The 12803-nt window shown below is 64.7% G+C and carries 12 protein-coding genes; 10 read left to right on the top strand and 2 right to left on the bottom strand.

Annotation, left to right across the window (positions count from 1 at the left end):
• Positions 1-112: 112 nt before the first annotated feature.
• Together ACXMYJ_RS27635 and ACXMYJ_RS27630 are read right to left on the bottom strand one after the other, a co-directional pair.
• On the bottom strand, positions 113-1213 hold the full coding sequence (locus ACXMYJ_RS27635; protein WP_460359391.1) for a glycosyltransferase family 4 protein: 1101 nt from the start codon (positions 1211-1213) through the stop codon (positions 113-115).
• Positions 1214-1365: 152 nt separating this feature from the next.
• Positions 1366-3009 (bottom strand): PucR family transcriptional regulator, encoded by a 1644-nt coding sequence (locus ACXMYJ_RS27630; protein ID WP_443189424.1) that lies wholly within the window; start codon positions 3007-3009, stop codon positions 1366-1368.
• Between the two features lie 79 nt (positions 3010-3088).
• Between ACXMYJ_RS27630 and ACXMYJ_RS27625 the strand changes: the two genes are divergently transcribed.
• Genes ACXMYJ_RS27625 through ACXMYJ_RS27580 form a run of 10 tightly spaced genes read left to right on the top strand, consistent with a single transcriptional unit; the run spans position 3089 to position 12680 of the window.
• A complete protein-coding gene (locus ACXMYJ_RS27625; RefSeq protein ID WP_443189423.1) occupies positions 3089-3493 on the top strand; it encodes a hypothetical protein in 405 nt (134 codons plus the stop codon).
• Between the two features lie 10 nt (positions 3494-3503).
• Positions 3504-4007, top strand: coding sequence for a YflT domain-containing protein (locus ACXMYJ_RS27620; RefSeq protein WP_443189422.1), 504 nt, complete (start codon positions 3504-3506; stop codon positions 4005-4007).
• Positions 4008-4010: 3 nt separating this feature from the next.
• Entirely contained in the window at positions 4011-5894 is a 1884-nt protein-coding gene (gene dnaK / locus ACXMYJ_RS27615; protein WP_443189421.1) for a molecular chaperone DnaK, read from the top strand.
• Positions 5895-5897: 3 nt separating this feature from the next.
• A complete protein-coding gene (locus ACXMYJ_RS27610) occupies positions 5898-6422 on the top strand; it encodes a nucleotide exchange factor GrpE (RefSeq protein WP_443189420.1) in 525 nt (174 codons plus the stop codon).
• 7 nt (positions 6423-6429) lie between these two features.
• On the top strand, positions 6430-7353 hold the full coding sequence (locus tag ACXMYJ_RS27605) for a DnaJ C-terminal domain-containing protein (RefSeq protein WP_443189419.1): 924 nt from the start codon (positions 6430-6432) through the stop codon (positions 7351-7353).
• A 56-nt stretch (positions 7354-7409) separates the two neighbouring features.
• Positions 7410-7673 (top strand): chaperone modulator CbpM, encoded by a 264-nt coding sequence (locus ACXMYJ_RS27600; protein ID WP_443189427.1) that lies wholly within the window; start codon positions 7410-7412, stop codon positions 7671-7673.
• Positions 7655-10279 (top strand): ATP-dependent chaperone ClpB, encoded by a 2625-nt coding sequence (gene clpB, locus ACXMYJ_RS27595; protein WP_460359390.1) that lies wholly within the window; start codon positions 7655-7657, stop codon positions 10277-10279. The genes ACXMYJ_RS27600 and clpB overlap by 19 nt, the downstream gene beginning before the upstream one ends.
• Before the next feature lie 13 nt (positions 10280-10292).
• Complete coding sequence (gene trxA / locus ACXMYJ_RS27590; RefSeq protein ID WP_460359389.1) at positions 10293-10745, top strand: thioredoxin; 453 nt, start codon at positions 10293-10295, stop codon at positions 10743-10745.
• Positions 10742-10999 (top strand): UBP-type zinc finger domain-containing protein, encoded by a 258-nt coding sequence (locus tag ACXMYJ_RS27585; RefSeq protein ID WP_460359388.1) that lies wholly within the window; start codon positions 10742-10744, stop codon positions 10997-10999. Before trxA ends, ACXMYJ_RS27585 begins: the two co-directional genes overlap by 4 nt.
• Positions 10884-12680 (top strand): FAD-dependent oxidoreductase, encoded by a 1797-nt coding sequence (locus ACXMYJ_RS27580; protein ID WP_460359387.1) that lies wholly within the window; start codon positions 10884-10886, stop codon positions 12678-12680. Before ACXMYJ_RS27585 ends, ACXMYJ_RS27580 begins: the two co-directional genes overlap by 116 nt.
• The last annotated feature ends 123 nt before the right edge of the window (positions 12681-12803 follow it).

The raw sequence follows: 12803 nt of genomic DNA, 5'->3' as shown, positions 1-12803 counted from the left end.
CGGCGATCTGGACCGCGGTCGCGCCCGAGGCCGTGCGCACCCGCCGAATCCACACCATCCAGGCAGCCTACTGACCCAAATTAGTGCCTAGCAGGGGCACTAAGCGGAGACATCACCCCAGCTCAAGACACCGCCACCCTACAAAACTGACCAAAGTGACCCAACTCAGGAGCGCGAGGTGATCGCTGACCATGCGAGCGGTTGAGAACCGCTCGATCACCGCCTCGCGGCAGGCCCGTCGGCTGAGGTGATCGACGTTGCAGATAGCGCGGACGAGAGCGTCTTTCCCGCTGCACAGGTAGCCGGTGACTCCGTCATCGACGATCTCGGGCGCCGCACCGTTCGGACAGGCGATGACCGGCGTACCGCAGGCCAGTGCCTCGATCATCACCAACCCGAAGGGTTCTGGCCATTGGATGGGATTGAGAAGCGCAGACGCCTCACCGAGAAGGGCCAGCTTGTCCTGCCCGCCGACTTCACCGATGAACTCGACGTTGTCGTCGAGCAACGGCTCTATCTGGTCGTGGTAGTACGCCTGCTCCGATTTCTCGCGAGCCTTGGCGGCCACAATGAGACGCCGGCCCGCTGCGCGTGCGGCCAGCACCGCCTGCCGAACTCCCTTATCGGCTGTCATTCTTCCGAGGAACAGAAGAAAACCGCCGTCGCCGTCGCCGTCGGGGTAGGCCGTTGGATCGAGGCCGTGGTGGATCACCCGGTCGATCATCACCTCCGGCGCTCGTCGGGCCTGGTTGTGCGAGACGGCGACGACCGGTATCCGCTTGGCGTAGCGGCGGTATATCGCGCTGAGCTCGCCGCCGAAAGGGCCGTGACAGGTGGTGACAACACGATCGCAACCATTGGCAAGGGCCCAAGCCGGTCCGAGAAGGGTGTGATCGTGGATGATGTCGCACCCAGTGAGCGCTTCGTAACCGCCCATCACGTGTGGCAGCTCGACTTCGCCGTGGCCTATTCGGTCCCAGGTCGCACTGGCCGTGGCGCGCACGAGGGGTACGGGGGCCGTGCTGTCGCCGGTGGCGTAGAGCATCACCTCGTGGCCGGCCGCAGTCAGCCCGACCGCCAGCTCCGAGACGACCGCTTCGGTGCCGCCATACGACGATGGCGGCACCGCGGCCCACGGAGGTGCCAGCAGGCCGATCTTCAGAGAACCGATTCCCATGGCGCCATCGTGGATTTCGGCTACCTGCGAAGACACCAGCCCGTCGGAGCAGAAAACACAGGAGAGCGTAGTACCGCCGGATCAATGCTCCTTGCCCTGTGCGCCTTGGCGTTACGACAGGCGCCACACTGTCGGCCTGCCAGCGTAAACCACGAGCGGTGGCCTGACCCCGTAGACCGGTGCCGCGACTAGGGTGTGCGCTGGGGGTAGAGGAAACGCCAGGACCGGGTCGCGGCGTGAAGATTGAAGCGTGTGTTGGCATCGCGCAGGTCGCAACCGGTCAGTTCACTGATGCGCGCCAGCCGGTAGCGTAGCGTGCTGCGGTGGATGTGCAGGGCCTCGGCGGTATCGTCGTAATTGCCACCGCTTTCCAGGTGTTCACTGAGCGTGAGAACGAGCTCCGACTTTTTTGTCGAGTCGTATTCCAGCAGGGCGCCGATCCATTCTCGGATGAAATCCTCGACAGCTCCGCCCGTATGGGCTACGTCGATGAGACGGTAGAACCCGAGTTCGTCGTAGGCCGATGCACCGGCGGATACCGCGGAATGCAGTCGCACATTCAGCGCTCGTTTCGCCGCAGCGAACGACTTCGGGAACTCCGACGGTGCATCGCACCGCGAGCCGATGCCGATGGCGCACGTGTGCCGCCCCAGCAACTCGCTCAGCGTGCGGTAAAACACTTGCGGGTCTGGTCGGCCTTCGGTCAGAAGCACCACCAGCTTGCCGCTACGTCCCTGCAGCTTGTTCAGGTGCAACGCCGCGGCAGCGCGGCCGGCGCCAGTGGCCACGGAATCAGATGCGGCCGAGCTGTGCACGACGACCACATAATGCGGAGGGCGGAGGTCGTGGCCCAGTGCCTCCGACCTGGCGAAGGCCCCGTCGTCGTCGGTGCCGGCGAGCAGGTCCTCAACGAATTCGCGGCGCACGGAGAGCTCCCTGTCCACCAAGCTCCGCTGGTGCGACAACTCGTAGCCCAACAGCGTGCACGCGAACTGCAGGGCGACCAGGTGGTCCTGGGTTACCAACTTGTCAGGGTCGACGATTGCCAACACGCCGAGGATCTCCCCGCGTGGCACGATGAGGACATCCACGCGGTTCTTCATTCGTGTGGGACGGTGGCGTTCGGCCAGCACAGCAAGTTGGCGTTGACGCCGTTGCGGGTCCGGCATCGGATAGGGCATCGGGCGTCCTGGACCGGACCAGCTGCGGAGGTTGCCGAACCGGTCCTCCAAAGCTATTGGGAGCCCGATCAATTCATGCAGCGCATCAGTGATTGCTTGCTCGCCTTCGCCGCTTCCCAGCGCCGCCTCGATGGTCTCGTGAACACGCGTCCGGATCCTCAACCGCTTCTGTGCGCCGGCGAGGTCACTGTGCGCCTTGGCCAGTTGCTCGGTACACCGCGCGTTTCGCCGATGATTTGCACCACGGGCCAGGGCGGCGCCCGTCTGGTGCGCCAGCAGCGTCAACAAATGGATATGACCGGTTGAGGGTTGCTCGGCGGCGCTGACGACAAGGGAGCCCTCCACCACATCATGAGGCCGGAGGGGAAACGCCCACCCCCACGCGCGTCCGGGAATCCCGACAGCGCCGTCACCGCCCGACTCCGCGATCAGCCGATCGATGTCGGGCCGTTCGGGTTGACCGGTGGGAAACGGTTGCCAGGAACCATTGGCGAGCCTGTATGTGGCCTCGATGCGACACGGCCCGAGCCGGGGCACCGCAGCAGCGGCTTCACCCAACGTCGTCACATCATCGACCCATCCGAAGGCGAGCGTGGAAAGCGCGGCCAACTCCTCGGCTGTCGGGGTTGCATCCGACGACGCGACAGTCATGTTGCGACCTCCGCAGGGATGAATCGATCAGCCGGCATCCGCTGCTCCTCACCAGCCGCTCCCGACTACTACTCAATCGATGACGCGCTACTACTCAATCGATGACGCGGCAAAACCGTGGCTACCCACATCCTGCTCAGCCAAACGGATCCCCGACGAAATCGCACTCAGTGCCGCGCTGGTACTGGGAGGACAGATCGGCAGAGGACTTTTCGGCTCGCCGGGTGCACGCGATGACGGGGGTGAGATTGCCAGAATTCTGTCACGGGACGCGTTCGAAGTACGGCCAAGAGTCGGAGCCGATCGCGGTCTCAATCAAAGCGACCACTGCGAATTTCGGGAGAGGCCAATGCTGTTGATGCGGTTCGATCCGTTGCGAGAACTGGACAGGCCGGCGTTGAAATCGGCGCCCACCGACAGTGCCGACGAAGGCCGGCAGACCATACAACCCGGGTCGGGGCAGCAACAGGCCGTGGACGCGTGAGGAGACAGTAATGGCACATGCGACAGTCAGCAGATCGGCGGTACGTCCCAATCAGCCCGCCCGCCAGGTTATCGCCACGTTCGACAACTACGCAGACGCCGAGCGCGCCGTCGACTATCTTTCCGATCAGCGGTTTCCGGTCAACCGGGTCGCCATCGTGGGCCGCGATCTGGAATATGTCGAACAAGTTCTCGGCCGGCTCAATTACGGAGGGGCCGCGCTGCGAGGTGCGGCGTCCGGTGCCCTGGTCGGGGCACTCATCGGCTGGGTGTTCGGAATCTTCAGCTGGATCGACCCACTGACCACCGCCCTGTTACTGGCCCTCTATGGCGTGATCTTCGGTGCGATCGTCGGGGCTTTGATGGGGCTGCTCGTGCACGCCCTGCAACGCGGTCGGCGCGACTTTCACGCTGTATCTAGCCTGGTCCCGAGGTCCTACGACCTCGTCGCGGACGTGGAGGTGGCCGACCAGGCACTGCGGCTGCTCTCCACGGCTGACAATCCTAAGGAGTGAAGCATGGCAACGGCAGTAGGCATTGATCTGGGCACCACCAACTCGGTGATCGCGGCCTGGCAGGGCGGCGAACCCGTCGTCATACCCAACGCGGAAGGTGCGCGCACAACCCCCTCGGTGGTCGCGTTCACCGAGAGCGGCGAACGGTTGGTCGGCCAGCTGGCGCGGCGCCAGGCGATCATGAACCCGAAGGGAACCATCTATTCGGCGAAGCGATTCATAGGCCGCCGCTTCGATGAAATCTCGGAGGAAGCCAAGGCGGTCAGCTTCGACGTCGTCGAGGGCCCGAATGGCGAGGCGCGCTTCAATATCCGCGGCAAGTTGTATTCACCGGAAGAGATCAGCGCCCTGGTACTTCGCAAGCTCGCCGACGACGCGGGCAAGTTCCTCGGTGAACGGGTCACAGAAGCGGTGATCACCGTACCGGCGTACTTCAACGACGCTCAGCGTAACGCCACCAAGGACGCAGGCCGGATCGCCGGCCTGGAGGTGCTGCGCATCATCAACGAGCCGACGGCCGCCGCGCTGGCCTACGGGTTGGACAAGAAGGGCCACGAAACGGTCCTGGTGTTCGATCTCGGCGGCGGCACGTTCGATGTCAGCCTCCTGGACGTCGGCGACGGTGTCGTCGAGGTCCGGGCGACGGCCGGCGATTCTCATCTCGGTGGAGACGACTTCGACCGCAGGCTCGTCGACTTTTTCGCCGACGAGTTCAAGCGTGAGAACAACATCGACCTGCGCTCGGATCCGCAAGCACTCCAACGGCTCTTCGAAGCCGCAGAGAAAGCGAAGGTCGAGCTGTCCTCGGTGACGCAGACGCAGGTGAACTTGCCGTTCATCACCGCCGACGCCAACGGGCCCAAGCATCTGACGATGACCATCACCCGGTCGAAATTCGAGGATCTCACCCACGACCTGGTCGAGCGCACCATGGGGCCGGTCAAGCAGGCGATGGCGGACGCCAAGGTCACGGCGAACGACATAGACGAGGTGATCCTGGTCGGCGGATCGACGCGTATCCCCGCCGTCCAGGCTCTCGTCCGCCGGCTCACCGGCGGCAAGGACCCCAACATGAGTGTGAACCCCGACGAGGTCGTGGCGATGGGCGCCGCGATCCAGGCCGGGGTGCTCAAGGGCGAGGTCTCCGACGTCCTGTTGCTCGACGTCACACCGCTCTCACTGGGCGTGGAGACCGCGGGTGGGCTGATGACCAAGATCATCGAACGCAACACCACGATCCCCGCCCGGCGCAGCGAGGTATTCACCACCGCCGCCGACAATCAGCCCGCGGTCGACGTTGTTGTGCTGCAGGGCGAGCGTGAATTGGCCAGAGACAACCGGACTCTCGGTCGATTCAAACTGGAGAACATCCGGCCCGCACCGCGCGGGGAGCCGCAGATCGAGGTCACCTTCGACGTCGACGCCAACGGCATCCTGAACGTCGCCGCGCGGGACAAGGACACCGGAGCCGAGCAGAGCATCACGATCAGCGAGCAATCCAACCTCGACCAGAGCGAGGTCGAGCGAATGGTCAGCGAAGCAGAGGCGCACCGCCGCGAGGACGAGGAACTGCGCAGGCTCGTCGAAGCACGAAACGAACTCGATTCGGCCGCATATCAAGTCGAGCGCCGGCTCGCCGAACTCGGCGAATCCGTCGCCCCGCACGACCGCGGCCGCGCCGAGATGCTCATCGCCGATGCACGGCAGGCGATCAGCGAGGAGGCACCGCTGGACCGACTTCAGCAGTTGACATCGGAACTGCAACAGATGCTGCATGGCTTGCAGCCCTCGCAGAGGGCGGACGCCAACGGCCAAGGACAGGCCGACGGGCAGGCGGCACAGCCTGCTGACGATGACGTTGTCGATGCCGAGTTCGACCGGAGCTAGCCGATGGCCAGCCCGCAAGAACATCCGACTGCCGAGGACGAGCGCTCCGGCGCGGCGCAAGCCGCGCCGGAACCGCCCGCGGCCGAATCCGACTCAAGTGCCGAGCTGGCGCGACTGGAAGACCGCTGGCGGCGTGCGGTCGCCGATCTGGACAACCTTCGCAAGCGCTACGCCCGCGAACTAGACCGCGAACGAACCACCGAGCGATCGAAGGTGGCCGGAGCCTGGCTGCCTGTCGTCGACGATCTCGAGCGTGCCCTCGCACACGACGGCGGGCAGTCCAACGCGATAATAGAAGGCGTCCGAACGATTCTCGATCAGGCAGTGAAGGTACTCGACCAGCTCGGTTACCCGCGTGACGATCAGACGGGTGTGCCTTTCGACCCCAAGCGTCATGAGGCGGTCGGCATGATCGACGTGCCGAATACCGCCCCCGGGACTGTCGTTGAGGTATTGCGTCCGGGATATGGGGAGGGCAGCAACCAGCTGCGGCCGGCGGCCGTTGTCGTCAGCCGACGTGAGGAGTGACCTTTAAGTGGCCCGCGATTACTACGAAGCGCTCGGGGTGTCCCGGGATGCCACGTCCGACCAGATTCAGCAGGCATTCCGCTCGTTGGCACGCAAGTTCCATCCCGACGTCAACAAGGATCCCAGTGCGGAGGACAGGTTCAAGGAGATCAACGAGGCCTACCAAGTTCTTTCCGACCCGGAAACCCGCAAACGGTATGACCGGTTCGGTGACGATTTCCGGCATGTCCCCGACGACTGGGAAGAGCAGGCGCGGGCCGGCGCCGGGATGGGTGGCCGAGGTGGCTTCGGTGGGGCGCCGGGGGGCGGGCGTGTCCGCTACAGCACCGGAGGCTTCGGCGGGGGAGCGGGCATCAACATCGAAGACCTCTTCGGCGACATATTCGCCGGCGGTGGGGGCTTCGGGCCGATCCCGGGTGCCGATCAGGAGGCTCAGCTCGAACTTACTGTCGAGGAGGCCTATCGCGGGGGTAAGCGGCAGATCTCCCTCGGCAACCGCACCTACACCGTCAACATTCCGGCCGGCGTGGTCGATGGACAACGTATCCGGCTGGCCGGAGAGGGGGGGCGGGGCCGCGGCGACGGCCCACCAGGCGATCTGTACCTGGTCGTCCGCATCAAGCCGGACAAGCGCTTCCGGTTGGAGGGGCGCGACATCATCGCCGACCTGCCGGTGTCGCCGTGGGAAGCGGTGCTCGGCGCCACGGTCGCGATGAGAACACCGGGCGGCGAGGCGAAAGTGAAGGTACCTCCTGGCTCCTCCACCGGCAGGCGGCTGCGTCTGCGCGGGGAGGGGATGCCCAACCCGAAGGGCAAGCCAGGCGACCTGTACGCCGAAATCAAGATCATGGTGCCATCCAAACCGACCGCGCGGGAACGGGAACTGTTCGAGCAGCTGGCCGCGGAGTCCACGTTCGACCCGAGGAGGTGACGGTGACGGCGCCAGGTTATGTGTTGGTGCGGCGGCCGCAGTTGTCGCTTGACCAGATGGCGCGCCGATGTGGCCTGCACCCGGACATGGTTCGCCGGCTGGTCGCTCTCGGCCTGCTGCCGTGCAGACCGGATGCCCATGGCGAGCCATGGTTCGACCCGTCCGCGGTGGCCGTGGTCGCCCGGATTCAACGCCTACGAACCGGTTTAGGCCTCAACTACGCGGCGATCGGACTGGTCCTCGACCTGCTCGCCCGGATCGAGGAACTCGAGTCGGCGTCTCGCCGAGGAAGGACAGTGCTGTGGACATCAACAGTCTGACGCAGAAATCGCAGGAGGCGCTGCAGGAGGCGCAGAACATCGCGACCCGGATGGGCCACACCGAAGTCGACGGTGAGCACTTGCTGGCGGCGCTGATCGACCAACCAGAGGGCTTGGTGCCGCGCCTGCTGACCGCCGCCGAAGTCGAGGTCGCGGCATTGCGCGCAGACCTTCAGCGCGAACTGGAGCGCAGACCGAAGGTCAGCGGTCCCGGCGCGACGCCGGGCCAGGTCTCGGTCACCCGCCGCTTGGCGAAGGTGCTGGAAGCCGCCGAGCGGGAAGCCAAGCGGCTCAAGGATGAATATGTCTCCGTCGAGCACCTCGTGATGGCGCTCGCCGAGGAGGGCACATCGACGGCCGCGGGCCGAATACTCGCGAGCCACGGTGTGACTCGCGACTCGTTCCTGTCGGTGCTGACCAGAGTGCGTGGAAACCAGCGGGTGACGTCGGCGACCCCGGAGGGCTCCTACGAGGCCCTGGCGAAGTACGGGCGTGACCTGGTCACCGAGGCCCAGTCAGGCAAACTCGACCCGGTGATCGGCCGGGATGCCGAAATTCGCAGGGTGATCCAGATTCTGAGTCGCAAGACCAAGAACAATCCGGTGCTGATCGGTGACCCCGGCGTCGGCAAGACGGCCATCGTCGAGGGTCTCGCGCAGCGAATCGTGCGCGGCGACGTTCCGGAAGGTCTGCGGGACAAGACCATCTTCTCCCTGGACATGGGCTCGTTGGTGGCAGGGGCGAAGTATCGCGGCGAATTCGAGGAACGCCTGCAGGCGGTGCTGTCCGAGGTGAAGGCGGGGGAGGGCCGTATTCTGCTGTTCGTCGACGAGTTGCACACCGTGGTCGGTGCAGGGGCGACAGAAGGTTCCCTGGACGCGGGAAACATGCTCAAACCCATGCTCGCCCGCGGTGAGTTGCACATGATCGGCGCAACCACTCTCGACGAGTACCGCAAGCACATCGAAAACGACGCCGCGTTGGAGCGCCGCTTCCAAACTGTCCTCGTCGATGAGCCCGACGTCGAAGACACCATCTCGATCCTGCGTGGACTGCGTGAGCGCCTGGAGGTCTTCCACGGCGTCAAGATCCAGGATGTAGCGCTGGTGGCCGCCGCCACGCTGTCGCACCGCTATATCACCGACCGGTTCCTGCCCGACAAGGCGATCGATCTCGTCGATGAGGCATGCGCCCGGCTGCGTACCGAAATCGATTCCATGCCGGCCGAGCTCGATGAGATCACCCGGCGTGTGACCAGGCTGGAGATCGAGGAGGCCGCGTTGTCGAAGGAGGACGACCCGGTCAGCAAAACTCGGCTGGAAGAGCTTCGAAAGGAGCTGGCTGACCTGCGCGCGGAGGCCGATTCCATGCACGCGCAGTGGGAGGCCGAGCGGCAGGCGATCAAACGCGTCCAGGAACTGCGTGAGCGACTGGAGCAGTTGCGACGCGAGGCCGAAGAGGCAGAGCGCAACTATGACCTCAATCGCGCCGCGGAGCTGCGCTATGGCGAAATGCGGGAATTGGAACGCAAATTGCAGGCCGCCGAGGAGCAGTTGAGGTCCAAGCAGGGCCACCGGCCGCTGCTGCGCGAAGTCGTCACCGAGGACGAGATCGCCGAAATCGTCTCCGCGTGGACCGGCATCCCGGTGTCGCGGCTGCAGGAGAGCGAACGCGAGAAGCTGCTTCGACTCGACGAGATACTGCACGAAAGGGTGATCGGTCAGGACGAGGCCGTCCAGCTGGTGGCGGACGCGGTGATCCGCGCCAGGTCCGGAATTCGCGACCCGCGGCGCCCGATCGGATCGTTCATCTTTCTGGGTCCAACGGGTGTCGGCAAGACCGAACTCGCGAAAACCCTTGCCGCAGCGCTCTTCGACAGCGAAGACAACATGGTCCGGCTCGACATGAGCGAATACCAGGAGCGGCACACGGTCAGCCGGTTGGTCGGCGCGCCGCCGGGATATGTGGGCTATGACGAGGGCGGCCAGCTCACCGAAGCGGTGCGGCGTAAGCCTTACTCAGTTGTGCTGTTCGACGAGATCGAGAAGGCGCACCCCGACGTGTTCAACACGCTGCTGCAGGTGCTCGACGACGGTAGGCTCACCGATGCGCAGGGTCGCCAGGTCGACTTCCGCAACACGGTGGTCATCATGACGTCGAACATCGGGTCGCATTATCTGTTCGACGGCGTAACGGGCGACGGCGAGATAAAGCCGGACGCACGGGAACGCGTGATGGCCGAGTTGCGGGGTCATTTCCGCCCCGAGTTCCTCAACCGCGTCGACGACATCGTGCTGTTCACGCCGCTGGCTATTTCACAGATCGAGCGCATCGTCCAGCTTCAACTCGAGGATCTGAGGAAGCGGTTGGCGGACAGGCAGATTCAGCTCGATATCACACCGGAGGCCAGTCGGCTGATCGCCGAGCACGGCTATGACCCGGTGTACGGCGCGCGTCCTCTGCGTCGCTACATCGCCCACGAGGTCGAGACGAAGATCGGACGCGCACTGCTCAAGGGCGAGGTCCAGGCCGGCGGCATCATTCGCATCGCGGTCGACAACGGCGAGTTGTCCGTCACCTACTCCGAGTCCGCCATGGCGGCCTGACGAAGGCGAGAACATGGAATCGAATATCGTGACGTGCCCGAACTGCGGTAAACGCAACCGGGTGGCCGCGGCCGCCGACGGCAAGCCACGCTGCGGTCACTGCCATCACTGGCTGCCGTGGATCGTCGACGCCGGTGACCAGAATTACGCAGAAGTCGTCGAGAAGGCCGATGTCCCTGTACTTGTCGACCTCTGGGCGACGTGGTGCGGACCGTGCCGGATGGTGAGTCCGGCTTTGGAGAAACTCGCCACGGAACGCGCCGGCCAACTCAAACTGGTCAAGGTCGACGTCGACAAGGCGCCCGCCATCTCACAACGGTTCTCTGTGCAAGCGGTACCGACCCTGCTCGTTGTCGACCACGGCGAGGTGGTGGCCCGCCAATCCGGAGCCGCACCTGTGGCGGCCCTTCGGTCTTGGCTGGACCACGCGCTTGCAGCACACAGCACGAAGAACGGTGAACAATGACGTCGATACGCACCGACCCGGATATTGCAGCGATTCGGCAGGTGGAACCGCGCACAGCGGGATGTGAGGAATGCCTGCGACTCGGGACGCCGTGGGTACACCTGCGGCTCTGTCTGACCTGCGGACACGTGGGCTGCTGTGATTCGTCGCCCATGCGCCACGCAAGGGGACACGCGTACACCATCGGCCATCCGATCGTGGCCGCCATGGAGGCCGCTTGGCGCTGGTGCTATGTCCACGAAAATTATGTCTGAGGCGCCCACATCCGAGCGAGTGTCCGCGGAGCTACAGGAAACCCCGGACATCTACGGTGCGTACCCGCGGCTGAGCGAGATGCAGATCGCCACCCTCGAGGCGGGCGGGGAGAGGCGGGCCGTAGCGCCCGGCGAGATCCTGGTGCGCGAAGGCACGCGAACGGACAATTTCTACGTCATCCTGTCGGGAAAAGTCGCTGTCACCGCCCTCGACCCATTCGGCGAACAACGGACGCTCCGGGTCCACGGTCCGGGGCGGTTCCTCGGTGAACTCGGTGACCTCGAAGGTCAGGCCGCGTTCTATACCGCGCAAGTCGCAGAAGCCGGTGAAGTCCTCGTCGTCGCGGCACAGTTGGTACGCACCCTCGTGGCTCAGGATCCCGTGCTCAGCGACCTGATCCTTCGGGCCTTCCTGATCCGGCGCACCATGCTCATCGAAGAGGGCACCGGCTTCTGGATCATCGGATCCTGCTATTCGCCCGACACCACGCGGTTGCGGGAGTTCGCTGCCCGAAACAGACTGCCGCACCGCTGGCTCGATCTCGAACAAGAGAAGGACACTGAATGCCTGCTGCGGCGGTACGGGGTAGCGCCGCAAGACACCCCGGTCGTGATCTGGGGTGACGAGGTCCTTCGCAACCCGCCCAACAGCGAACTGGCCCGGCGGGTGGGCCTGCCGGTGCCCGACGTCATCCACGACGAACGCGACCTCATCGTCATCGGTGCCGGCCCGGCCGGTCTGGCGGCGGCGGTGTACGGCTCTTCGGACGGGCTCACCACCGCCGCGGCCGAAGCGATCGCCACGGGCGGCCAGGCCGGCACCTCGTCGAGGATAGAGAACTATCTCGGCTTCCCCAGTGGACTGTCCGGAGCCGAGCTTGCCGAAAGGGCCTTGATCCAGGCCAAGAAGTTCGGTGCGGACCTGATGATCTCGGCGGAGGCACGACGTCTGGAATCCGATGGCGGTCAGCACCTGGTATGTCTTGGCGACGGCACGTTCGTCGTCGGCAGGGCCGTCGTACTGGCGACGGGAGCCCGATATCGCAAGCTCGCCGTGTCCGGAATCGAGAGGTTCGAGGGAAACGGAGTCTACTACGCCGCCACCTTCCAGGAGGCGTTGCTATGTGGCGCCGGCCCGGTGGTGATCGTCGGAGGAGGGAATTCCGCGGGGCAGGCCGCAGTGTTTCTGGCATCTCGTATTTCTCGCGTGTACCTGCTAATCCGTAGCGGCGACATTGCCAAGGACATGTCCCGCTACCTGATCGACCGGATCCAACAACAACCCCGGATAAACGTCTGCTTGCATACCGAGGTCCGCGAAGTCCACGGACGAAATCACGTCGAAACGGTTGTCGTGGAGGACAACCAGACGGGTGAGCAGCGTCGCATCGACACCACCGCGCTGTTCGTCTTCATCGGTGCGGCACCCAATACAGAGTGGCTACACGGAGTTGTATCGCTCGATGACCACGGCTTCATCGCGACCGGTTCAGCAGCGATGTACTCACCTGACGACCGAGCAGGACTGCGCATCGATCGTGAACCGATGATGCTTGAAACCAGCCGCGCCGGCATTTTCGCCGCCGGTGACGTTCGCAGCGGCTCGGTGAAGCGGGTAGCGTCGGCGGTGGGTGAGGGATCGATAGCCGTCCGACTCGTCGAGCAGTACCTGTTGGCCTAGTGTCCTGAGTCATTAATTGCGATCTAGTTGTTAGACTGGGTTGTGCCGACACCTCATGCCGCGAAGATTGTCTTGACCACTGACGAGCGGGCCGAGTTGGAGGGGTGGGCGCGGCGACGATCC

Source organism: Mycobacterium sp. ZZG (assembly GCF_054786995.1).
This window is presented reverse-complemented; position numbering and strand designations above follow the sequence as displayed.